This is a genomic window from uncultured Odoribacter sp. (assembly GCF_937966165.1).
GTDB lineage: Bacteria > Bacteroidota > Bacteroidia > Bacteroidales > Marinifilaceae > Culturomica.
Genome location: NZ_CALCLB010000019.1, coordinates 1 through 24,767 on the forward strand (window position 1 = coordinate 1; position 24,767 = coordinate 24,767).

The window sequence follows — 24,767 nt, forward strand, 5'->3', positions numbered from 1 at the left end:
CCTTGACGGGTTTGGATTTTAAATTACCGACAGAATCTCAGTGGGAATATGCAGCCCGGGGAGGGAATAAAAGCCGGGGTAATAAATATTCCGGGAGTAATACTTTGTCGGAAGTAGGGTGGTATGAAGGAAATTCTGGAGGAAGGACTCACCCTATTGGTCAGAAACGAGCGAATGAGTTGGGATTATATGATATGAGCGGAAATGTTTATGAATGGTGTTCGGATTGGTATGGAGGTTATAATAGTAGTTCTGAGACAGACCCTATAGGTCCGGGGAGCGGTTCTCTCCGGGTGATTCGGGGTGGCAGCTGTAACTTCGGGGCTGGGATTTGCCGTGTGTCGTACCGGGGCAGCTTCGTTCCGGGCGACCGTCTCAACTACCTCGGTTTGCGGTTAGCTTTTTAGTTCTAAAACCATTGGTTCTTAAAATCGAGCTTAAAAGACGGGGGGGGCGGGAGGAGCTAAAAATTTTAGAAGGATAAATAAAGATATTGTTTTGTTCGTGTTTAAATGTTATAAATTATGTGGTTACAGGAAAATTTATTATTTGCTGATCGTTATCAATTGATCCGGCTGTTGGGGAGGGGAGGATTTTCGGAGGTGTGGCTGGCAGAGGATAGTATGACCGGTTTGAAAGTGGCTATAAAAGTATATGCTCCGGGAACAGGGCTGGACAGTGACGGGATCAATATTTTCAGCAAGGAGTTGTCGTTGGTTTACAATTTGCATCACACCAATTTGCTGAAGCCCCAGCATTTTGATCAGTGTGATAACCGGCCTTATCTGGTGTTGCCATATTGTGAACAGGGATCAGCATTGAAGCTGGTGGACCATATATCGGAAGAAGAAGCCTGGCGTTTTTTGCGGGATGTGGCTGCGGGTTTGGAGTATTTGCATACTTTGGAACCGGCGGTGATTCACCAGGACATCAAACCGGATAATGTACTGAGGGATTCTACGGGAACTTTTATGATTACGGACTTCGGCATCAGTACAAAGATCCGGAGTACGTTGCGCAAAAGTGTCAATCAGGCTGAAAATTCAGGCGGTACTATGGCTTATATGGGGCCGGAACGCTTTAGCAAACATCCGCTCGCCATTATGGCCAGTGATGTCTGGGCTTTGGGAGCAACGCTTTTCGAGTTGCTGACGGGAGATACTCCTTTTGGGGATTTGGGAGGAGTGTTGCAACAAAAGGGGGCAGAAATCCCGGAAATTACAGGGGATTATTCCCCGGAATTGAAACGGGTAGTCGAAGCCTGTCTGGCAAAAGAACCCTGGGACCGCCCGACGGCCCGTACGATACGGGAGTATGCCGAGGCCTATCTGAGCGGGAAAAAATGCGATTGGGACTTGTTCTTTTCTCCGCATAGGAGTAAAAAAGAAGAACCTTCCGGGCCTAAAAAAACGGAAAAGAAAGATAAAGTAATATCAGATCCGAATAAAACGGTTCCCGTAGAAGAAGAGAAAATCCGGAAATCCCGGAAAGGTTTATATATCGGATTGACTGTCGTTTTGATTGCTGTCGGAATAGGAGCTTTCTTTTTCCTGGTTCCGAAGGCAGACAGGGAACAAGAAGCATGGGAGAATTGTATCAGCCGGGAAGATTATGCCCAGTATGTTGCAGACTTCCCGCAGGGGAAATATTTGCCGGAGGCTCAGCGGAAGATCGACAGTCTGACGTATCTCAGTTGTCAGACACTGCACGATTATGAGTTTTATCTGGCTTCTCATCCGCTGGGCATGTATGCCGATGCGGCTAGCTATAAAATTGATTTGCTGAGACGGTCGGAAGAAGAACAGAAGGAAAAAGAACGGGTGGCGGCCCAGAAGGGGTGGATCGATATCAAGCGGATGGAATTTGCCAATATGGATAGTACTTTACAGCTGATCGGGGATTACGGGGCTACACTGTATGCTACCGATATCTTTTATTTGCTTCCCCGGATGGTGTATAACGATTTGTCGGAAGATTCCAAAACCATCGAATTGGATGTAAAACTGTATAATTCCAACGGGGATTTAATGCGGGGAAAAGATTCTCCTTCCGGCTTTACTTATAAGATGTCTATTACTACAGCCGGTAATTACAAACAGGATGACAGTGAACAATTGCTGGGATGGGGAAGTAGTGCAGGAGGAATATACAGCCCGGGCCGTTACCGTTGGGAAGTGTGGTATAAAGGAAAGAAACTGTATTCTACTTCCGTAAAATTGCAAAAAAAGCCGGGAGAGGTGACTTACCTGACAGTCAATCCAAGCAGTGTTTCCTTTGGAGGATCGGGAGGAAGCCGGACTTTTTATGTTTCTACAGACGGAGATTCCTGGACGGTAGATTATCTGCCAAACTGGTGTTCCGTTACCAAATCCGCTACTTCTTTTCAGTTGAAATGTGAGGCCAATACCGGAGGGGAACGGACAGACTGGTTTAAAGTAAACGCCGGAGATAAAACGGTAAAAATAACGATAACCCAAAAGGTTGCAGAGCCTCTTTTATCAAAGGGAGGATGGAAGAGTATGATAAAGACGGTGATGGGGAGCGGTGTTTCAAAGACGTATACGGAAGGAGATACTTACAAAGGACAAATGTCTTCCGGAACCAGGCATGGAATGGGATTTTACCGGTGGAAGGATGGAGATTTTTATGCAGGTGCCTGGCAGAACGGAACAAAAAATGGCTACGGAATTTATATAATAAATAATGACGGGAGTTATATTAATGGCTGTAAGGATTGTATGTACTATGTCGGAAATTGGGAAAACGGGAAAAAAGCGGGGAAAGGAACTTGTTACGATAAAATGGGAAATCTGATTTATTACGGTAATTTTTCAGACGATAAACCGACGGAGACTTATCCGATGAGCGGATATAGTTCTTATAAGTTTGAATGTGTATCCTGCGGAGAAGATAAATATGTGGGAGAGACCAAAGATGGAAAACGGCACGGTTACGGAATATACCTGTGGACAAACGGTGCCATTTGGGTCGGTAACTGGTCGGAAGGGGAACGGAAAGGTTACGGCATTTACATGAGCCTGGACGGAACAATTACGACCGGTACCTGGGAGGGGAATAGTTTGACGCATTGATTCGTGAACACAAGGGGAGCGGAGTAAGGCTTCGCGGAGGAATGAACCTGCGGTTCTGATTAAGGAATTAATTTGAAACGCAGGTTCGTTTATTTAAATAATTACGTTTTGTTGGTGGTTGATGAGAGGAAAAAGCGCGGAAGTGTTCAATTGTGCAAATGTTTAAGAATCTTTTCTCCTTCATCCTTTTTCCCTTGCACATTTAAATATTTAAACATTTATACATTTTCACATTTAAACCCTTAAACGTTCTCCTCAACGTTTGATTTTAAGGCCCAGGAAGCGGGGGATGTAAGTGGCGACGTGTCTCAGTTTTTTGGCTTCGTATACATCGGCGATATTGATGAGGATAGCCGTTTCTTCTACTCCGCCGAAACCCGGATTTATGGCTGTGCCGAAACAGCGCATAGAAGGGGAAAGACTCATGTAGGCATTTACGAGGGGAGGAATGTTTTCCCCCAGGTCCCGGACGTGACGGGAGAGTATTTTGTAGTCTTCCTCGTAATTGTTTCCTGTGAAAACGGATTCCATTCTGGTTTCGTCTATGTGAATTTCCAGGGGATGTATCGGTTGCACCAATCCTTCGTTATCCCGGAAATATTTCCGCATGAAATAGAGGATCATATCCCGGGCGTGCATGTTAAAACTGGTATACATGGTAACTTTCCCGAAGAAGTATTTGATATTGGGATTATCTACGGTAAGGGCTCCCAGTCCGTCCCAGAGATTGTCCAGGGCGAAGAGCGATTTGCGTCCCATACGGGTGGATTGGTAAAGGGGATGTACAAAAGAGCGTCCTAACTCAATCATCTTCGTCAGATAACCGGCTTTAAACGTGTCGGAAAAGCGGAAGAGCTCGGTTGTGGCTAAATTGGGTTCTCCTTCGGCATTTAAAGAGAGATGGTCGCAAAGGATATAACGGTATCCGCCGATGATTTCCTTTTCTTTGGGATCCCAGACAATAAGCTGTTGATAGGGAGTTTCCGGATTGATGTCGAATTCGTCTATATCGATCTCTTTACCCGTTCCTCCGCCTGCGCTGCGAAAGGTCAGTTCCCGTATGCGTCCTATTTCCCGCATTAAATTCGGGGCATTATAGGCTGTGAAAGTATAAATCTCATTACCGGCTTTATTGGTTTTCCGAATAAATTTATCTTCTGTCAGTTCCGCAAGAAGTTTTTCTTTTTCGACGGGATAAATAACGGGCTGCATGTTGTATCATTTATAAATTAACGGTTGCCGGAGTTTCCTCAGCGTCCTTCCTTTTATGGATATAAATTTTCCAACAAATATAAGAATTTCCGAAAAAAATGCAGGGGAGGAGACATACTTTTTCCGGTCACCTGTTTCAAATTATAAATGATAGAGCCTATTCTTGATGTCAGCTGCCCATTCTATCGGTTTTTTGCTTTTGTCGAGGGATTGCCAGGGGATCGGTTTCCCTATTTTAAAAACAAGGTGTTCTCCTTTCTTTTTATAGGCTTCTTTCGGCAACCAGATCATTTCGATATTCACTTTCAGACCGATTTTTTTCCGGAAATTTGAGAGATTATAAAAGAAATTAGAATTTTGTCCGCTGATAAAAATGGGAACGATATCCCTTTGGTACTTCACGGCTTCTGTAATAAAATTTTTCTGCCAGGTCAGATCCTGAATAATACCGTGTTTTTTCCTGCTGCAAAGTCCGGCCGGAAACATGATCATCTGCCCGTCTGAGGCGTAAGCTTCCTGAATGGCTTTTACGGCTTCCCTCGACATATTGCCGTGTTTATTTACCGGTAGAAAAATGGAATTGAGATTTTTCAGGTTTAATAAGATATCGTTGACCGGAAATTTCAATACCGGATAATATTTGCCTAAGAATGAGATCAAAGCAATTCCGTCGGGTCCTCCCAGGGGATGATTGGAAACAAAAATACAACGTTTCTCCGGAGCCGGCAGATTTTCGGTACCCTGGACTTCTATGGAAAGTTCCAGGTATTCCATAACGGCATCTGCAAAATCGATCCCTTTCCGTTCCCCGTGCTTACCGATAAAGTCATTGATTTCATTCAGGCAAACAATCCGTTTGAGCCAGCTGTATACAAATCCGGGGATACAACGGGCAAGCCGGGGATTTTTACTTTTAAACACTTCTTCCAGGTGTATGGGCTTCAGCGTATCGTTTGCTATTCCGGAACTTTGATTCATGGCATCGTTCTTTAATGAAGCAAAGATAATAAAGTTTTTAAAAATTATCCGGGACAGGAAGGTGCAGAAGTTTGCTTTTCCTGAAAACGTTTTTAAAGCCGCTCCCCTTTCTTTTGTAGGTTATATATAACTTATTTTAATAAAGAAAACACAACAGTTCAGGGAGAATACCGTTAAACAATGCATAAAACAATAGAATCAGTAAACATAAGGAAATAGGTTAAACTAAAATTAAAAATTATGAAGCGCACTTTTTTTATAACTACACTGGCTTTCCTGATGATAGGGCTTTTGACAGGGTGTAACTCTATGAAAAAGTTACAAAAAGAAGCCATAGAGACGGCCGTTATCGGTCAGATTAATCCGACTCAGCTGCAAGCTGTAAATGGAAAAATTCATTTTGATTATACCATCAAATTCGGACCCAAACAATTCGGAAAACGAATGATATTGAAAATCACTCCCCGTATGCAATATGGAAATAGGGTTGAAAAATTACCGTCCATCTATGTACAGGGAGAAAAAGTAAAAGGGAGCAATTATCCTGTAATTGCTTATAAGAGTGCTACTACTGTGAATCAGAAGATGACGATGAACTTCCGCGAAGGGATGCAGAACGGAGTGCTTTGGGCTGACATTGAAGCCATACAAGGTAAGAAGTCCTTTATGCTGACGCCGGTGATCCTGAATCAGAACGGCGTTCAGGTATGGCAGAATTATTCGGTTCGTATCGACGGAGTGAATTATATTCCGGTCATGACGGAGACCATTATAGAAGACGTACCGGCTACCGGAGTAGGAGTCGTAAGCGGTTATGTATTATTTCCTCTGGGACAGTATAAAATTCCTGAATCCCAGCAACATTCAACGGTTATGAATCAGGCTACCGAAGCCATGAAGAAAGTTTTGGCCAACCCCAATGCTAAGGTAACAACCATGTTGTTATACGCTTCCAGTTCTCCGGAAGGGGCTGAACGGATCAATAAAAATTTGACCAGTAACCGCTTTAAGACAGCTAAAACCTTTTTCGAAAAAGATTTGGGCATTGCCAGTCTGCCGGTTGTGAAAAATGCCAAGTTTGTAGTACCTCAGATGGTTACGGAAAACTGGGAAGGACTTTATTTACTGTTGAAGGATTCCAATATAAAGAATAAAGACCAGATGATTCAGGATCTGAAAAATGCTTCTACCAGTACCAAACGGAATAATTTACTCGATTCTTACGTTAAGAATAATGCAGAATTGAAGAACAATATATTGCCTTTATTGCGCCGGGCTGATTTCTTTTTGTTCTATACAGTGCCCGAAACGGTTCAGGAAGAAATGCAGATGACTTATTTTATTCCTCAGGCAGCTGAAAATACTCCTACAGTGGGAACTCAGTGGAACTGGCAGTTATTGAATGACCTGGCCGTTGTAGCTTTGCAAAATAAAGATTACACACAGGCACAGAAATTACTGGAAGCCGCCATCGTCCTGAAACAGGATCCTTCTATTCTGAACAATCTGGGGATTGTATATGCTAAAGAAGGAAATACGTCCAAGGCCAAAGATATGCTGACGCAGGCCCAGGTGAAAAAAGAAGCCCAGTACAATATGGGATTGCTTCTGCTGCAACAGGGAGATTATCAGAAAGCTGTTTCTTATCTGCAAAATAAACCGACCATTTATCTGGCTTATGCCCAGTTGATGGCAGGGGATAACAACGCAGCCCTGAATACCTTTAAAAAGATGAAGCTGACAAACGCTACTGAATATTATCTTATGGCTGTGGCCGCTGCCCGGGTAAAAGATGTCAATGCCATGACGATGGCCCTGCAAAAAGCCATTGAGATGAATCCGAAATTGAAACAGCAGGCTGCTACCGATGCTGAATTCCAACCGTATGCCAATAATGCGGTCTATCGGCAGCTGACGAGGTAAGGTTTGGATGTTCAACTGTCCAAAAGGAATGGAATGATGCTTCGTTAAAGGAAGTAGATTAAGGTTTCGCTGATGAACGAACCTTCGGTTCTGATTAAGGGATTAATGAGGGAGCCGGGTTTCGTTCATCAGCGATTTTTGGGGGAATATTTCTTTTTGAGAGAAGGGAATTAATGCTCCGCAGATGAACGGACTTCCGGTTCTGTTGAAGAATTAATCCGGAACTCTGCTACCGTTTGTCAGCGAAGCTTTTGACGGGCGTTTCTCCGGCACGAAGTGCCATTCCTCCGTCTGAATATTATTTTATTTTCTCAATAATTTCCGCAATCTCTTCGAAAACTTCTTCCATAGTGCCGTCTCCTTTGACGTTATGGCATATTGCTTCATAGTGTTTGGCTACCGGAACTGTTTTGGCATGATATTCTTTAAAGCGGTTACTGATGGCTTCCTCTGTGTCGTCTGCACGTCCTTCTATTTTAGCTCTTTCCAACATACGCCGTTTTAGTTCTGCTTCGGGAACATCTATGCTCAATAAACCTTTTAGGGGGGCTCCGTTTTCTTTCAATATTTCGTCCAGTTTTTCAGCCTGGGCTACCGTACGGGGAAAACCGTCGAATAAAAAGCCGTTTACCCCTTCGCTTCGGGCAATACTGTCCTGAATGAGCTGAATGACAAATTCATCGGATAATAATTGTCCGCTATTGATAATATCTTCTGCTATTTTCCCCAATTCACTTCCCGCAGCTATTTCTTTCCGAATCATATCGCCGGTTGAAAGATGAGCCAGGTTGTATTTTTTTATGATTCTCTTGGCCTGCGTTCCCTTACCGGCACACGGAGGACCGAATAATGCTAGATTTAACATGTCTTTTGTATTAATTGGTTTGATAAAATTTCTATCCCTCACAGACAAATCCGTATTTTCTTATTGAAAACTTCCGGTCCGGACAAAGATAAATACTAAAAAATAAAAAAGAGAAAGAATGTTTAAAATTATCTTTTTTACTTTTTTGCAGAAGAGAAAGAATTTGTAATGAAACACTTCTGTTTTGATTTCGTTTCTATATCTAGAAAGAAAATAAGTAGAGAAAGTCGGGCTATAATTTGGATTTATGAGAAAAGCAATAAAAATTGTCGGGTATACTGTCCTTGCTTTAATTATTATAGTATGGGGAGTGCAATGGTGGTTGGGAAATAAAATTGAGGACATCATAGAAGAAAAAGTCTACGAAGAAAGCGGAGGCAGGTTACAGGCGGATGTCGGAAATGTCAGTGTACGGCTGATCGGGCGCAGTGTACAGATAAAAGATGTCCGCATAACTACCGATACGGCCCGTCCGGTTCTGTCAAATAATCCTGTCCCTTATGCGGACGTTTATCTGAAAAAATTGAAACTCGGGGGAATTCACTTTAAAAAACGGGATTCTTCCACTATGATCCGGGCTAAAGCATTGAAGATAGATTTGCCTCATTTGTTTGCAGACGTAAATACAGGGAAAAAGTGGAGCGCTTCGGATAAAAAACAGAACTCACCGGAAGGAGCTGAACGGTTGGCCGGTCGTCTGGAGTTGGGAAAGATTGACATAAAACTGGGAGAAGTGGAGGGCAGGCAATGCCAGGAGACAGATACGGTCAGTTATGTGCTTCAGGATTTCAATTTCGGGATGGCGGATTTGAATGTGCAAACCTGTACCGATACTTTGTTCCCGCGTATTGCTTGCCGGGATTTGCAATTGTCATTTGCTGCTTTCCGGAATAAATTTGCTCAAAATTCCCAGCTGCTGGAAGTGGATACGTTTTCCCTGAAGGGTAATGAAGGGAATATAGCCATTCAGGCTATCCGCCTGATTCCGCAGTATTCAGAACGGGAATTTGCTTTAAAAACGAAAAAGCATACGGATTGGACAAAAATAGAGGTCGGAAAAGTAGTTTGTCATCATTTTGATATGCAGCGTATGATAAGCGACCGGATGCTGCAAATAGACAGTGTTGAAATCCAGGGGGCCCGTATCAGTAGTTTTAAAAACCGGAAGATTGAGCAGGCAAAACGGGTGAAACGGTTGTTTTACGAATCTGTACAACAATTCCCTTGTCCTTTGGCGATCCGGAGAATCCGCCTGGACAATATAAATGTGGTCTACAAAGAATTGGCTAAGAATGGAATTTCGCCTGGGGTAGTCACTTTTGACCGTTTAAAGGGCACATTTTACGATTTGACGAATGAAGTCCGCCCGAAACAGCCTTATTTTACTTTGAAGGCAGAGGGAAAATTGATGGATCAGGGAATTCTCCGGGCTACTTTTCTTTTACCGGTAGATAGTTTAAATCCGCATTTTGAAGTGGAAGGGCATCTGGGGAAAATGGATATGCTGAGTTTAAACCGGATGATAGAACCTTTGGTAAAAATTAAGATCACTTCGGGAGAAATTGACGGATTGAAATTTAAGATGACAGGGAATTCCCATACGGCTCAGGTTCATATGCTTTTTTTATACCGGGATTTGAAAATCAGAATTATGAAAGAGAAAGACGGGCATCTGGAAGTACGTTCTTTTCTTTCCACTCTGGCGAACGGATTGATTGCAACGGCAAATAATCCCGGCAGGAGCGGTCCCCGTACTGTAGATGCCAGTGCGGAAAGGGATATATACCGTTCTCAGTTTAATTACCTCTGGAGGATTCTGATGGCCGGTTTGAAAAAATCGATAGGCTTGTAAAAATGTACAAACAATTGACCCGAAATCCTGTTTCTTTATCTGCTCCGGCTTCCCTGCCTGCTGAATGTCCCTTTCCGGGGCGTTCAACAGGTTCGGACGGAAGTACAAATCCGTAAGCTGAAAAACAGTTTTGGGGGCAATTGTTCGTACAATACTGCTAAACTGGTGTTATTTATTCAGCATTTCACAAATTTCCCGGTATACCTGTTCTCCGGTAAACCCGAATTTTTCATCCAGTACTTTGGCGGGAGCGGAATAACCGAAATGATTTACGCCCTGTATCTTTCCTTTTGGTCCAACAAGTCCTTCCAGGGTAACGGAGAGACCTGCTGTCAGGCCGAATTTAAGGGCAGAGGCAGGCAGAATCTGTTCCTGATAATCCGGGGATTGTTCCCGGAATAAACCTTCTGAGATAACCGATACGATTTGGGAGGTGACATTTTTCCTTTCCAGAAGCAATTGGGCAGCGTCGACCAGAGTGGACACCTCCGAACCGGAAGCCAGAAGGATAATATCCGGATTTTCCCCGTTTTTGGCTACGATGTAGGCTCCTTTACCGGCTTGCAGTGCCTCTTCGTAGCGGTCCTCCCCGGGAAGATCATTGATGTTCTGACGGGAGAGGATCAAAGCTGTAGGGGCAGAGGTATTTTCCATAGCCATCTTCCAGGCGACGGACGTTTCTGCTGCGTCGGCAGGACGCAGGGCCAGCAGGCTCATATTGCCGGCATGGTTCCGTACTTTCTCCAGCAGACGGATCTGTGCTTCCTGCTCGATCGGCTGGTGGGTAGGACCATCTTCTCCGACGCGGAAAGCATCGTGGCTCCAGACGTATTTTACCGGTACTTGCATAAGGGCTGCCAGTCTGACTGCCGGTTTCATATAATCGGAGAATACGAAGAAGGTACCACAGGCGACGAAAATTCCACCGTGTAAAGCGATACCGTTGCAAATGGCGGCCATGGTCAGTTCAGCTACTCCGGCCTGTAAGAAAGCACCGCTGAAATCTCCTTTTCTGAGCGGACGGGCTCCTCCTTTTAGGAATCCGTCGGTTTTGTCCGAGTTGGAAAGGTCGGCAGAACTGACAATCATGTTTTCCACCTGCTGTGCTAATGCCATGAGTACGTCAGCAGAGGCTGTACGGGTGGCGATATTGGCTTTGTGGGCAATGGCTTTATAGTCGATAGCCGGCATTTCTCCGGACATAAATTTGTGATATTGGGCTGCCCGTTCCGGCTGAGCTTTTTCCCAGGCTTCCTGTTCTGCCTTTTTTTTGCGGGCATAGGCTCTTTTGGCTTCCAGGGCTTTTTCATAATATGCTTTGACTTCCGGGAAAATTGTAAAAGGATGCCGGGGATCGCCTCCCAGGTTTTCAATGGTCTTTTCGATAGAAGCCCCGGCTCCCGTCAGGGGCTGACCGTGAGTAGATACTTTGTTGGAGAAATCTTCCCCTTCGGGACCCAATGCTCCTTTTCCCATCAGGGTTTTTCCGATGATAAGCGTAGGGCGTTCTTTTTCATTTCCGGCTGCTGTCAGTGCTTCGCGGATCTGGTCAGCATCATTTCCATCGATAGTAATTACGTTCCAGCCCCAGGCTTCGTACTTTTCTGCCGTATTCTCGACTGTAACCTCTTCTACTTTGGTGGACAACTGGATATTGTTGGCGTCGTAAAACAGGATCAGATTGGATAATCCCAAAGCTCCGGCGATACGGCCTGCTCCCTGGGAGATTTCCTCCTGTATACCTCCGTCAGAAATAAACGCATACGTTTTATGAGCCATCCATTCTCCGAAGCGGGCTACCAGGAATCGTTCAGCAATGGCAGATCCCACAGCCATCGTATGGCCCTGCCCCAGCGGACCGGATGTATTTTCCACTCCGCGGGCCTTGTCTACTTCCGGATGTCCCGGCGTAATACTGCCCCATTGACGGAAATTTTGCAAATCCTCCAGACTATAACTACCGGTCAGACAGAGAACCGAATACAACATAGGAGACATATGACCGGGATCTAAGAAAAAACGGTCCCGGTTGGCCCAGGTCCGGTCGTCCGGGTCAAAATTTAAAAATTCAGAATACAATACATTGATGAAATCAGCCCCTCCCATGGCGCCTCCGGGATGTCCCGATTTGGCTTTTTCCACCATAGAAGCTGCTAAAATGCGGATGTTGTCGGCCGCTCTGTTTATGATTTTGTTCATAGTTCTGGGTTTAATTTTTTTGTTGATTTCGCAAAGTTAGTTTTTTTGACTGAAAACCGGATGAAAACCCCCATGAAATTGAAGGGGATTCCTGCTTCCTGTCAAAAGCGGATAAACGGAACTGTGATCCGGAATGCCGGGTCCGTTTATCCGCCAGGGAGCAGGGAAGTTCCGGTCCGTCCCGGAATGCTTTCCTGCCTTTTAAAGGTTTTTCTCTTTATACGTATTTTCCCACCAGGCCGGTTGATCTTTCAGGTATTTGGCGAAATAAGCCAGTATCGTATTGTTCCATAGAATCCGTAAATGATAATCCGTTACCGTATGGTCGGAATCTTTTACAAAAACCAGTTCGGTATCTTTACCCAGCAGTTTTAAAGCGGTGTAAAACTGTATGCTTTGGGCTGTCGGCACATTGACGTCTTTGGTACCGTGAATCAATAAAATCGGTGTATTTACCTTATCGGCATTGAACAGAGGACTCTGATCTACGTAAATATCTTTCCGGTTCCAGGGAAAGGAGTGGGCAGTAGCGCAGGTGCTGTAGCTGTATCCCCAATAGCCGTCCCCCCAGTAACCCGCAATGGAAGATATGCCGGCGTGGGCGATGGCACAGGTAAAGATATCGGTTTGGGTCGTCAGGTACATGGTGGTAAATCCTCCGTAAGAAGCTCCCATACATCCGACCTTTGAAGCGTCTACAAAAGAATGCGATTTGAGAAAGGCTTTTGTGGCAGTGATGATTTCGTCCGCCGTGATTTTTCCCCAGTTATTCTGGTGGCGGGCAGAGAATTCCTGTCCGTAACCGATCGCTCCGGAAGGCTGTAAAACATATACAATATAACCGTTGGCGGCAAATAAATTGAAAGGATAACGCCCTCCGAAGCTGCGTTCGACAGGAGTGGTTCCTCCGTAATAATAGACGATGAGCGGGTATTTTTTAGCCGGATCAAAATGAGGCGGCAGGTAATAGCGCCCGTCAATGACCGTTCCTTTTTTGTAAGTAAAGTCCCAGTCTTTAACTTCTCCGAATACAATGTTTTCGTATTGCCGGGCCGAAGGATTATCCCATACTCTTGCTTTCAGGTCTTTTAAACCGAGGGTATAAATACGGGCCGGGTAACTGACATCGGAAGCCACATACATCAGTTCTTCGCCTTTTTCAGGAATACTGGTGCTGAGGATAATGTCTCCCGGGCATTCCAGGTGCTGTATGGACTGTGTACGGGGATCGCAACGGAAAAGACGGACATAATCTGCAGCAGCGGCTGTAAAATAAATATACCCGTCTGTCCGCCAGAATACATATTGTACAGAGGGATTGAAATTTTTAGTCAGAGGAGTGACCTGAGCTGTCGCTAAATTGTAAAGGTAGAGCTGGCTATCGAATTCGTTGGCAATCGGATTTTTCCCGATATTTTTCCCGCTTTCCCCGAAAGCAGAAGGTCCTCCGGTAATCAACAATTGGCTGTCGTCGGGGGAAAAACTGCAGGAAATAGTGTAAAGCCGGTCTTTCCAGAGGGTGTCCACTTTCAGGGTTTGCATATTCATCAGGTATACCGATTGTTTGCTGTAAGGAAATTCGTTGTAATCGGGACGGGAAGTGGCAAATAAGATTTGCCGGCCGTCGTGACTGATATCCATGAGATAAGTAGAAGTGTTTCCCCAGGTCAGCCGGGAATGAAGTCCGGTAGCAAAATCGTATTTACACAAGTAAGAACGATAGCGGAAATAAGGCTGGCGGTCTTCTATTCCGTTTAATTTCCGGAGTTGCCAGTTTTCTTCCGTATAATTTTCACTGGTGTAATAGAGAAGGTAGGATAAATCGGGGGACCAGTTGTAATTGTTGATCTCTTTATCTTCTTTAATCAGGCATTGCAGTTGCTGAGTTCCGATATCGTAAATATAAAAAGATTTCCCGTTCCCTTCCGTTTGTAACCAGGAAAGTTTGTCCTGCAGGGGTACCCATTGGGTTTGTATCTGGTTTGCAGCCAAGGAATAGACGATTTCTTTGTTACTGACCCGGTATACGTATGAGGTGTAATTATCTTTTCCGTCCAGTGTTTCTTTTATACTCACAAGGGCGTATTTTCCCGAAGGGGAGAGGTCGGTTTTGCTAATGTGATTGCCGTTTAATATATCATAGATATTTTTTCCGCGTTTGGGAGAAAGCGTATATTCCAAAACGTCTCCGCCGGCTTTTGTCTGCTGCTCGAAACGGCAGAGCAGTATTTTCCCGCCTTTGGTCACCGTTTTCACAATCAGGCTGTGTTTTCCGGGTAGCAATTCACAGGAAAAGGATTTATCTGCCGTCTGGCTTCCGGTGTACGTCAGTTTTTTTTGTCCATCCAGGTATATTTCGGTATTCCCGAATAAACGGAATTGAAAACGGCCTTCTATCCACTGAGGGATATTCAGGTATACAGCGTAGTAATTGAGGGTGGATTTGCCGTTGTCAGCCGGGGCCATTAAAGTGTCCCCTTCCATTACCGCTTTTCCCCACTGTAACTGATGGAAATTCCTTTCTGTTTTCCCCTCTTCCGGAATGAAGTCGTTGACGTTTAAAAGAGAGTATTCGAATAATTCTTTTTCTGTAAACGTTTTGTTATCGACGTCTTTGAAATTACTCAGGGCCGGAGGAGCTACCGGTACGGGGGTCAGGGCCAGCCATTCTTTTGCAGTCTGCGCAGACACACTCAGGCTCAAAACGGTCAGGATAAATAAAAGGATGTGTTTTTTCATAGGATATGAATTTGATTATACATAATTTTTTTTAGAGACAAACTTTTGCAAAGTTAAAAATTATATCAGGCTTTAAATGTTCAAATGTAAAAATGTTCAGGAGTTTAAATGGGTAGGATTTGAGCGGGCAAAGGTATAGGGGGACGGGGGTGGAGAGAGGTAGCAGAAAATGGTTTAACGGTTTACTGCCCGAAGGAAATTGAGGGTGATCAATGGGGCGGGGATGGGCGTTTTTCGCTGTTTTGGGGGATAAGATTCCCCGGTTTCCGAAGGGAGAAGAATGTGTTCTCTTTTCAATTTTTTTTCCTATTTTTGTGGGCTGTGAAAGTAAAGGCTGTCTGGCATTGGTTACGGACGGATTTTTCATTTGTTAATGAATAGTCATAAAATTGTGTACGATATGAGCATAGAAAGTTTGTTGACCTCTAAGGTTATAGAAGCTGTAAAAGAATGTTACGGTGTGGAAGTGGAGGCGGATAAAATACAATTACAGGCCACCCGTAAAGAATTTGCCGGTGATCTGACGGTGGTCGTTTTTCCGTTTACCCGTTTTTCTAAAAAATCTCCGGAAGAAACCGGGAAACAGTTAGGAGAGTATTTGAAGGAGCATATCGATGAAATCCGGGATTACAATGTTGTAAAAGGGTTTCTGAATATCGAGATATCTTCCGCTTACTGGCTCGGCATACTGAATGAAGCCGCAGAAGATCCCCGATACGGTTACTGTCACAGCAGCAGCGGGCATTCGTATATGATTGAGTATTCTTCTCCGAACACGAACAAACCTTTGCATCTGGGACATATCCGGAATAATTTACTGGGCTGGTCGGTATCTGAAATACAAAAGGCAAACGGACATGAGGTGAGGATGGTAAATTTGGTAAACGACAGGGGAATTCATATTTGCAAGAGTATGATTGCCTGGAAGAAGTTTGCAAACGGAGCTACTCCGGCATCTACCGGAATGAAAGGAGATCATTTTGTCGGAGATTATTATGTGCGTTTTGACAAGGAATATAAAGCGGAGATCCGGCAATTGATGGAAAAAGGCATAGAGGAAGAAGAAGCTAAAAAACAGGCTCCGATTTTATTGGAAGCTCAGGAAATGCTTCGGAAGTGGGAGGCCGGTGAGGAAGAGACCGTGAAGTTGTGGCGGACCATGAACGATTGGGTGTTGAAAGGCTTTGATGAGACCTATCGGTTGATGGGAGTCGGCTTTGATAAAGTATATTTTGAATCCCAGACGTATAAGAAAGGGCGGGACCTCGTTTTAAAAGGGCTGGCAGAAGGAGTGCTTTACCGGAAGGAGACCGGAAGCGTCTGGGCCGATTTGGCAGCAGACGGATTGGATCAGAAACTATTGCTCCGGGATGACGGGACTTCTGTTTATATGACACAGGATATCGGAACGGCCTATGAGCGTTTCAGTGAATTTGATATGGATGAGATGATATATGTGGTGGGAAATGAGCAAAATTATCACTTTCAGGTATTGTCGCTGATTTGCGGAAAACTGGGATTTGAATGGGCCGGTAAGATCCGTCATTTATCGTATGGAATGGTCGAACTGCCGGAAGGAAAGATGAAGTCAAGGGAAGGAACCGTGGTGGATGCCGACGACCTGATGCAGGAAATGATTTGTACAGCCCGGGAAACTTCGCAGGAACTGGGAAAACTGGAAGGCTATTCCGAAGCCGAGGCGGAGGAGGTATACCGCAAAGTGGCTTTAGGGGCCCTGAAGTATTTTATATTGAAAGTCGATCCGAAGAAGACCATGATGTTCAATCCGAAAGAATCAATCGATTTTAACGGGAATACCGGGCCTTTTATTCAGTATACCTATGCCCGTATTCAGTCGATTTTACGGAAAGCTGCCGGAAACGGGATGAAGGTTGAACAGACAGATATTCATTTGGAAATTTCGGATAAAGAGCAGGACCTGATCAAATGGATTGCCAAATTACCGGCTGTGGTAAAAGAAGCCGGAGAGACATACAGCCCTGCATTGCTGGCCAATTACTCTTATGAATTAGCCAAAGAGTTCAATCAGTTTTATCACGATTTTTCTATTCTGAAAGAAGAGGACGGGGCATTGCGTAACTTCCGTTTATTACTGGCTAAAGAATGCGGGGAAGCGGTAAAAAATGCCATGGGAATGCTGGGCATAGAAATGCCGGAAAGAATGTAAAATTTAAAAGAGAAAGGAAGATATATGGAAGGTTTTGAATTAGTGGAAGCCAGACAGATTGACGAAAATCTTATCCGTATGATCGGACAGGATTGGATGCTGGTGACAGCGGGAGAAAAAGAGCAGTTTAATACCATGACTGCGAGCTGGGGCGGAGCCGGATGCCTGTGGAATAAGCCGGTTGCTTTTGTCTTTATCCGTCCGCAACGGTATACTTTCGGGTTTATGGAAAAACAGGAAGGTTTCACCCTTTCTTTTTTGGGAGAAGAATACAGGGAAGCTTTGAAAATATGCGGTACTTTATCCGGAAGGGAAGTCAATAAGGTGGAGAAAACCGGTTTGACACCTGTTTTTTCTGCTTCCGGAAGGGTGGCATTTGCTGAATCCCGGTATGTATTGGAATGTAAAAAATTATATGCGGATTTCTTGTCCCCGGAGGCTTTTTTAGATACAGCGGATAGCGAAAAATTTTATCCGGAAAAGGATTTTCATAAAATGTATATCGCAGCGATTGAGAAAGTGTGGAAAAAGAAATGATAGCTAATCGGACGAATTATCATAGTCATTGTTCTTTCTGTGATGGAAAAGCTTCGATGGAGGAGTTCGTGGAAGCGGCCGTCCGGCAAGGGTTTTCCGCTTATGGGATTTCTTCCCATGCTCCTTTGCCTTTTCCGACTTTCTGGACCGTAAGCCGGGCAAAAGTACCCGCTTATCTGGCTGAGATCCGTCGGTTAAAGAAAAAATACGGGGAGAAAATAGAACTTTATGCCGGTATGGAGATCGATTATCTGCATCCGGAACAAAATCCGGCTATCGGTTATTTTCAAAATTTGCCCCTGGATTACCGGATCGGATCGGTCCATTTAATTTATACGCCGGAAGGCCGGATTGTAGATACGGACACCAGCCCGGAGAATTTCCGGAAAATTTGGCAGGAGAAATTTCAGGGAGACTTGAAGCTGCTGCTGGAAGGATATTTTGAAGCTTCTATGCGGCTGGTAGAAAAAGGCGGATTCGATTTTGTCGGGCATGCCAATAAAATATTTTATAATGCTGAACAGTGTTGTCCGGGGATTACGGAAGGGGATTGGTATAAAGGGAAACTAAACGATTTTTTCACTTTTGTATCGGAGAGGGAATTGATGGTGGAGATCAATACAAAAGCTTTTGAACAGAAAGCTTGTTTTTTTCCGGACGTCCGGAATTGGAAAATTATCCGGGAATTGCGTGTTCCTGTTGTTGTCAATTCGGATGCCCACCGGCCGGAGTTGATCAATGCCGGGAGAGCAGAGGCTTTGCAGCAATTAAAAGAGCAGGGATTTGAAACGGTAAGGGAGTTGCACGGGGGGAAATGGCAGGAAGTGGCAATTGCCTGAAGAAGAAAAACATTTTTTATGAATGCGGAACGATTGATATTTTTACAGATATAGCTAAAGTATAGGAAAATACGAATATGGAAAAGTCAATACATTTTATTCCTTCGGGAGTATGTTCGCAAGCTATCGATATTACTGTCGAAAACGGTATTGTTAAGGAAATATATTTTGAAGGAGGTTGCAGTGGGAACACCCAAGGGGTTTCTTTGCTGGCAAGGGGAATGAAAGTAGCAGAAGTAATTGATCGGTTGGAAGGTATACGTTGCGGTGGTAAGGCTACTTCCTGTCCGGATCAGCTTGTAAAGGCTTTACGGATGCTGGAACAGAAATGAATAAATTTTACATAAATAATAACGGATGGAGAAGGAACAATTACCCCATACAGAGGAATTTTTAACTGCTGCTGTGGCATGGGCGAAAGAGGTGGGGAAAATACATTTAACTTATTTCAGGGGAAATAATTTGGATATTCATACCAAATCGAATGTGGCAGATGTGGTGACCCGTGCTGACCAGGAGAGTGAGGCTTATTTATTGGAAAAAATTGCCGAACGGTTTCCCGGGCATAGCGTATTGGGGGAAGAGAGCGGGATGCATGAAAAGGATACGGATTTTTGCTGGGTAGTGGATCCTTTGGACGGGACCAATAATTATAGTCAGGGATTGCCTGTATTCAGCGTCTCTATTGGTTTACAATACAAAGGATATACGCTTATAGGAGTTGTATATGCTCCATATTTGGATGAATTATATACGGCGGAACGGGGGAAAGGTGCTTTTTTGAACGGGAGCCCCCTTCACGTTTCTTCTAAAACGGATCTGGAGAGCTGTGTTTTGGGTACGGGATTTCCATACGATAAAGGAACGAATCCGGAAAATAATATTTCCAACCTTGTTGCTCTGTTGCCGGGACTAAGAGGCATCCGGAGAATGGGGTCGGCGGCTTACGATTTATGCTGTGTGGCAGCCGGTTTTTTAGACGGTTATTGGGAATTAAATCTCAATCTTTGGGATGTATGTGCAGGGGAATTAATTGTAGAAGAAGCCGGAGGATGTATTTGTCCTTTCCGGAAGGACCGGCACATTTCGATTATTGCGGCTAATGCAGTTCTGCTCGAAAAAATCCGGCACCAAATTAAATAAGGTAGGAGTGTTTAAATGTGAAAATGTTTAACATTTTCACATTTAAACGTTTAAACTTTAAATTCCCAGTACTTCCACGCCTTGTTTAAAGAAAATGTCTTTCGGAATACCGGCATTGGCAATTTTATCCAGGTCTTTTTGTAATCCGGGGGAGACTATGCCTTTTTCCCGGATAAGCTGGCTTGCTTTTTCGTAATCCCCATCTCCTTCCAGGGTAATGTATTCGCTGGCGATAGCGGCAATGTCAGCCTTCATTTTTTCAAAATTCACGGTGTAATATCCTGTTGCAGGGTCCTGCGTAATGGCACCGCTTTCGATAAAGTGAGCAAATTGCATCATATTGGCTTTTCCGTGTGCACTGGCAGCACCGAAACGGCAGGAACGGAAAATACCGGCAATAAAGGTCACATAATTATCCATCAATTCTTTGTTTTCCAGCACATTCCATTCAGACAGCCGGGTAATGCAATACAATCCCAGAATGTCGGCTTTTCCTTCTTCTATGGAAGTATAATTGTCTTTTAGGGCACTGCGTACATCCTGTTTCCCGTTTAAGGTATATTTTATTCCCAGTCCGTGTGCCACTTCATGGAACATGGTATTTTCAAAAAAGGCATCGAAACGGATGTGTTTTTGTTGTTCCGGCGTAATCACGAGTTTGGAGATTGGCACCAGGATATTATCGAATTTTGCCTGCATGGCATTTTTCAGCTGCAGTTTCCGGCTTCCTTTGGCAGCATGTACCCTTGGGTCGTTCGGCAGGTTTATAGCTATATTTTTACTTCCTGCATTGCAATCTCCGGCATAATAGATGACTTCGTAGACATTCATATCCGGATTGGCATTGGCTTTTTCTTTTTTATAGGCAGCTTCTACCGGCAGGTTTTCCTGTAATTTCGGTAAATAACCGGCATAAAGGGCCAGTTTTTTGCTCCACTCTTTGTCTTTTATCAATACTTGTCCGGAATGAGCGGCTTTATAACCGAACAAGGCATCTTCGTACGTCTCAATGGGACCAATGACAATGTCGAGGGTATTGTTTTTCATGTCCATCCAGGCCAGATCGCTGGCTAAATAATCGTCACTTAAAAGGGCTGCTGCCCGTAAGTTCAGGTAATTTTTCAGTTCCGGGTCTTCTGTCAGAGCAGCGGCTTGTTTCAGTAAATCGGCAGCTTCTGCTGTTTCTACCGGATAAGCTTCGTGAAAGGAAAGTACTTTCAGATTTCCCCTGATGTCCCGGCGGAGGATACTGTACCAATCGGTTTTACGGGGATCTTTCAGGGCTTCAAATTCCTCCTGGGTCATATCGGCAGGGTAAAAATTAGCACCTAAGGGTTTGGGTTGAATTCCTTTCAGAAAAGGTGCGTTTCCGTTCAGCCGGTCCCAGGGACCGTAATTGATGGCTAAATATTTTGCCAGATAAGGATCCTGAACCGTGTCCAGGAGAGCTGAACGGTTTCCGTAAGCATTTTGCCAGAAGATAGTTTCCATTACATCGGCAGCTTTTATCAGTAAAGGAATGACTTGTTTTTCATTTTCAGTCAGTTTACTCACATCCGTTGTCAGAGGAAATTCCGCATACTGATCGGCTAATGTCTGGTAGGGAGAGGGAGGAGGCGTTTGCTTGTTTTCTTTACACGCACAACATAACGCACTCAAGGCTAGAATTGTAATTATTCTTTTCATTCTCGGTGTATTTTGTTAAAAATAGGATAGTTTTAGTGCGAAAGTATAAAAAATATGTGGAATATTAAAGGAGGGTGCTAGATAAAGGGATAAATGGCATTTCTGCCGGATGAAGGCGGGTCTGCTGCCCCGCTGATTAACAAAACCTGGGTTGGGGGTAATCCTTTCCTCCGGAACTTCAGTTCCGTTAATCCGCTTCTGTCAGAAAGCAATTACCCTATATTGTCACATTTTTCATTTTTGGACATATTTATATTTGAATACGGAATGGAATTTTGAACCGGATGAATATTGGTCTGGATTTGCAAATGAATAAACTTTCGGTTTAGAGGAAGGGATGAAGAGTATTTGGAGAAAGGGATGAACGACGTTTTGTGCCGGATGAAGGCAAATCTGCTGCCCCGCTGATTAACAAAACCTGAGTTGAGGGTAATCCTTTCCTCCGGAATTTCAGTTCCGTTAACCGGCGAAGTGTTAATCCCTTTCCTGCGGGAAAGATTCCATAAAAAATTGTTTTAACCCTAAAGGTAAGGTTGGATAAGTAAAAAATGTTTATTTTTGTGAGGATTCATAAAAAAGTGACAGATGAAAAAATTAGTATGCATTGTTTTCGGTATATGTTGCAGTACGCTGCTTTGGGCGCAGTCGGTAGAAGAGATAAAAGCTGACAGGGGAATGTATCTGTGGGGAGAAGGCAGGGGAAATACCCTTAAAAAGGCGGATTCGGAAGCCTTGTCCGATCTGATCAATCAAATTACAACTACGATTGAGAGTGATTTCACTTTGTTGCAGGAAGAAAAGTCGGAATCGGATTATAAAGAAACAGTGAAATCTGTCATTCGTACCTATTCCAATGCTACCTTGAGTAATACCGAACGGATTGTAATAGAAAACGAACCGGATGCCCGTGTTTTTCGGTATATGAAACGGAGTGAAATCGATAAGATTTTTAAAGCCAGGAAAAATAAAATTCTGGAGTATTTGGCTAATGCGGAGACGGCTGAGAAAAATTTACAGATAGCAGATGCTTTGCGTTATTATTACTGGTCGCAAACCTTATTGAGAAGCCATCCGGAAGGAGCGACTATCCGTTACCGGGATCAAAAGGGGGAGGAGCGTTTGCCGGCTACCTGGATACCGTTAAAGATCAACACTATTTTTTCTCATCTGAATGTTGCTATTTCCCGGATTATTCCGGAAGGGAACTTTCAGACGATAGAATTGAATATATTGTACAACAGTCAGCCTGTGCGCAATTTTGATTATACGTATTGGGACGGACGGGATTGGTCGAACATTGTCAGTGCAAAAGACGGGAGAGGCATAGCTGAATTACCGGCCTTGGCAGAGGCTGCTCATCTTCGGATAAAAGGAGAATATATATTCGATGGAGAAGCTACGGTAGATGCTGAGTTGAAAGATGTTATCAATAAATTGGATGTAGTTCCTTTTAGGAGTTGTTATATAGAAGCTTATAAACCGGACGCTTCTTCTGTGCCGGTACAGCAACAAATTGTTTCCGGGAGTAACGAGCAGGCCTGGACAGGAGTGGTGGCTTCTTTTTTCAAACCGGCTCCCGATAGTGAACGTTACTTAACGGTAATAAAAAAGGTGGAAAAAGCGGTGCGGGAACGAAATTATGAGGGATTGAAAAATTACTTTACTCCTGAAGGCTATGCGATATTCAATCAATTAATCCGCTATGGACAGGCCCGGGTTGTAGGTACTCCGGACTATCGGCTGGTTAAATGCGAGGAGGGTATTTTCTGCCGGAGTTTGCCGTTGAGTTTTCATTTTGAAAACAACAACCGGACCTTTGTAGAAGATGTGGTATTTGATTTTTCGAAAGATGCCAAAATACAGGGGTTGTCTTTTGGGCTTTCCCAGTCAGCTTTGGCCGACATTGTTTCAAAGAAAGATTGGAGTGAACGTTCCCGTATGATCCTGATCCGTTTTCTGGAAAATTATAAAACAGCTTATGCTTTAAAACGTTTGGACTATATTGAAAGTATTTTTGCTGAGGACGCTTTGATCATTGTGGGAACTGTATTGAAAAAGCAAACGGTTACCGAACGGCAGGTAACGATTAACCGCCCTTATATCCGCTATACCAGGCAGACAAAAGAGCAATATATCAAGCGGCTTCGCAGTACTTTTACCAGTAATGAATTTATAAACCTGCGGTTTGCGGATAATGTGATCCGTAAATCAGCCGATAAAGGGGAAATTTATGGGGTTCAAATCCGTCAGGATTATTTTTCTTCCAATTACGGGGATTCGGGCTATCTTTTCCTGATGGTCGATTTAAATAATCCCGATAAGCCGATTATTCATGTCCGGGCCTGGCAACCGGAAAAAGATCCGGATTTCGGACTGATTGATCTCCCTTCTTTTACTTTTTAATAGAAAGACCGTATGCGAATAGTGATTTTAACGTTTATTTTATTGCTGTCCGGTTGGGTAGAAGCGCAGCAGATATCGGTAAAATCTTTCCGGAAGCTGGAGAATGATTTGTCGGCCCGGGGAAAAGAGGGGCGGACGGATCAGAATGGGGATAAATGTGCCATTATTAAAGTGGTGACAACGGAAAGCGGTTTTGTATTCGAACCGGATGCGCTTGGACTGGCCGGAAGTGTCAGAAAGACCGGAGAGATCTGGTTATATGTTCCGTATGGGGCAAGGAGATTGACGGTTAAGCACGATAAACTGGGGATACTTCGGGATTATTTATATCCGGAACGGATTGAGAAAGCTTGTGTATATGAGCTGGTACTGACAACAGGACGAATAGTGACTACCGTGGAAGAAGAAATCAGTGGGCAATGGCTGGTAATAACGGCGGATCCTCCGGAAGCGGCGGGGAGTTACCGTTTTGCTTTACGCAACTATTGGACACCCGATTACCATCATTCTGTTTTGGGATTGCGTTTGGTGCTGGAGTAAACCGGAGGTGGGAGTAAAAGAGTCCAATTCAGCTCCCAGGGTCGGAAAAGACAGATTTGGATAAATTTGTGGGTAAAAAATTGTCACAAATGGGAAATATGAGACTAAGTATGTATAGAACATTCGAAATAGGGGATCATTGGCAGGAACCCCTATTTTCAGTTTAATTGAGTTACCATGGTTTTGGGAAAAATGAAATTTCTAATAGGGATTATTTTGTTGTTCTGGGTTTCTTTGTCGGAAGCCCAGCAGCTTTCGGTAAAGTCCTTTCAGAGGCTGGATAACGATCTTTCAGCGCGAGGTTCGGAGGGCCGTGTGGACCAGAATGGGGATAAATGTGCGATAATCAAAATAGTAACGACAGAAACGGGTTTTGATTTTGATCCCGATGCTTTAGGGAGTATGGGAAGTATTCAAAAGAAAGGAGAGATCTGGCTGTATGTACCCTATGGAGCAAGGCGTTTGACGATTCGTCATGCTCAGTTGGGAGTGTTGCGTAATTACGAGTATCCGGAGCGTATCGAAAAGGCCTGTGTGTATGAATTGGTACTGACGGCGGGTCGTGTAAAAA

17 protein-coding genes and 1 pseudogene are annotated in these 24,767 nt (G+C 44.0%); 12 read left to right on the plus strand and 6 right to left on the minus strand.

The features are described 5' to 3' along the window. Both Q0465_RS09365 and Q0465_RS09370 read left to right on the plus strand, forming a co-directional pair. Positions 1–407, plus strand: a 407-nt coding sequence (locus Q0465_RS09365) for a formylglycine-generating enzyme family protein (RefSeq protein WP_298615466.1), incomplete at its 5' end; no start/stop codon positions are given. A gap of 117 nt (positions 408–524) precedes the next feature. Next, positions 525–3,092, plus strand: a complete 2,568-nt coding sequence (locus Q0465_RS09370; RefSeq protein WP_298615468.1) for a protein kinase — start codon at positions 525–527, stop codon at positions 3,090–3,092. 255 nt (positions 3,093–3,347) lie between these two features. Here Q0465_RS09370 and Q0465_RS09375 read toward each other — a convergent pair whose 3' ends face one another. Both Q0465_RS09375 and Q0465_RS09380 read right to left on the minus strand, forming a co-directional pair. Further along, positions 3,348–4,304: a GNAT family N-acetyltransferase gene (locus Q0465_RS09375; protein WP_298615471.1), complete on the minus strand. Its 957-nt coding sequence runs from the start codon at positions 4,302–4,304 to the stop codon at positions 3,348–3,350. A 141-nt stretch (positions 4,305–4,445) separates the two neighbouring features. Continuing rightward, positions 4,446–5,282, minus strand: a complete 837-nt coding sequence (locus Q0465_RS09380) for a 1-acyl-sn-glycerol-3-phosphate acyltransferase (protein WP_298615474.1) — start codon at positions 5,280–5,282, stop codon at positions 4,446–4,448. A 240-nt stretch (positions 5,283–5,522) separates the two neighbouring features. Here Q0465_RS09380 and Q0465_RS09385 point away from each other — a divergent pair, with 240 nt between their 5' ends. Continuing rightward, entirely contained in the window at positions 5,523–7,205 is a 1,683-nt protein-coding gene (locus tag Q0465_RS09385; protein WP_298615477.1) for a hypothetical protein, read from the plus strand. Between the two features lie 298 nt (positions 7,206–7,503). Here the strand turns inward: Q0465_RS09385 and Q0465_RS09390 are convergent, their stop codons facing one another. Beyond that, on the minus strand, positions 7,504–8,070 hold the full coding sequence (locus Q0465_RS09390) for an adenylate kinase (RefSeq protein ID WP_298615481.1): 567 nt from the start codon (positions 8,068–8,070) through the stop codon (positions 7,504–7,506). A gap of 247 nt (positions 8,071–8,317) precedes the next feature. Here Q0465_RS09390 and Q0465_RS09395 point away from each other — a divergent pair, with 247 nt between their 5' ends. Continuing rightward, complete coding sequence (locus tag Q0465_RS09395; RefSeq protein ID WP_298615483.1) at positions 8,318–9,922, plus strand: hypothetical protein; 1,605 nt, start codon at positions 8,318–8,320, stop codon at positions 9,920–9,922. A gap of 168 nt (positions 9,923–10,090) precedes the next feature. Here Q0465_RS09395 and Q0465_RS09400 read toward each other — a convergent pair whose 3' ends face one another. Both Q0465_RS09400 and Q0465_RS09405 read right to left on the minus strand, forming a co-directional pair. After that, positions 10,091–12,121, minus strand: a complete 2,031-nt coding sequence (locus Q0465_RS09400) for a transketolase (RefSeq protein WP_298615485.1) — start codon at positions 12,119–12,121, stop codon at positions 10,091–10,093. Between the two features lie 201 nt (positions 12,122–12,322). Further along, on the minus strand, positions 12,323–14,860 hold the full coding sequence (locus tag Q0465_RS09405; protein ID WP_298615488.1) for a prolyl oligopeptidase family serine peptidase: 2,538 nt from the start codon (positions 14,858–14,860) through the stop codon (positions 12,323–12,325). 400 nt (positions 14,861–15,260) lie between these two features. Between Q0465_RS09405 and argS the strand changes: the two genes are divergently transcribed. The 5 genes from argS to Q0465_RS09430 all read left to right on the plus strand — a co-directional run bounded on the left by argS (position 15,261) and on the right by Q0465_RS09430 (position 19,567). Next, complete coding sequence (gene argS / locus Q0465_RS09410) at positions 15,261–17,048, plus strand: arginine--tRNA ligase (protein WP_298615491.1); 1,788 nt, start codon at positions 15,261–15,263, stop codon at positions 17,046–17,048. 24 nt (positions 17,049–17,072) lie between these two features. Then, positions 17,073–17,585, plus strand: a complete 513-nt coding sequence (locus tag Q0465_RS09415) for a flavin reductase (protein ID WP_298615494.1) — start codon at positions 17,073–17,075, stop codon at positions 17,583–17,585. Continuing rightward, on the plus strand, positions 17,585–18,424 hold the full coding sequence (locus Q0465_RS09420) for a histidinol-phosphatase (protein ID WP_298615509.1): 840 nt from the start codon (positions 17,585–17,587) through the stop codon (positions 18,422–18,424). The genes Q0465_RS09415 and Q0465_RS09420 overlap by 1 nt, the downstream gene beginning before the upstream one ends. Before the next feature lie 77 nt (positions 18,425–18,501). After that, positions 18,502–18,756 carry a TIGR03905 family TSCPD domain-containing protein gene (locus tag Q0465_RS09425; protein ID WP_298615497.1) on the plus strand — a complete coding sequence of 85 codons (255 nt, stop codon included), beginning with the start codon at positions 18,502–18,504 and terminating at the stop codon, positions 18,754–18,756. Positions 18,757–18,781: 25 nt separating this feature from the next. Beyond that, the gene (locus Q0465_RS09430; protein WP_298615500.1) at positions 18,782–19,567 is read left to right on the plus strand and encodes an inositol monophosphatase family protein; all 786 of its coding nucleotides are present in this window, start codon (positions 18,782–18,784) and stop codon (positions 19,565–19,567) included. A 57-nt stretch (positions 19,568–19,624) separates the two neighbouring features. Here Q0465_RS09430 and Q0465_RS09435 read toward each other — a convergent pair whose 3' ends face one another. Beyond that, complete coding sequence (locus Q0465_RS09435) at positions 19,625–21,253, minus strand: Zn-dependent hydrolase (protein ID WP_298615502.1); 1,629 nt, start codon at positions 21,251–21,253, stop codon at positions 19,625–19,627. Positions 21,254–21,838: 585 nt separating this feature from the next. Between Q0465_RS09435 and Q0465_RS09440 the strand changes: the two genes are divergently transcribed. From Q0465_RS09440 to Q0465_RS09450, 3 genes and pseudogenes are all read left to right on the plus strand, one after another. Beyond that, positions 21,839–23,656, plus strand: a complete 1,818-nt coding sequence (locus Q0465_RS09440; RefSeq protein WP_298615504.1) for a hypothetical protein — start codon at positions 21,839–21,841, stop codon at positions 23,654–23,656. 12 nt (positions 23,657–23,668) lie between these two features. Next, positions 23,669–24,196 (plus strand): hypothetical protein, encoded by a 528-nt coding sequence (locus tag Q0465_RS09445; protein WP_298615507.1) that lies wholly within the window; start codon positions 23,669–23,671, stop codon positions 24,194–24,196. 192 nt (positions 24,197–24,388) lie between these two features. Further along, positions 24,389–24,767 (plus strand): annotated as a pseudogene (locus Q0465_RS09450) (PEGA domain-containing protein); the annotation flags it as partial.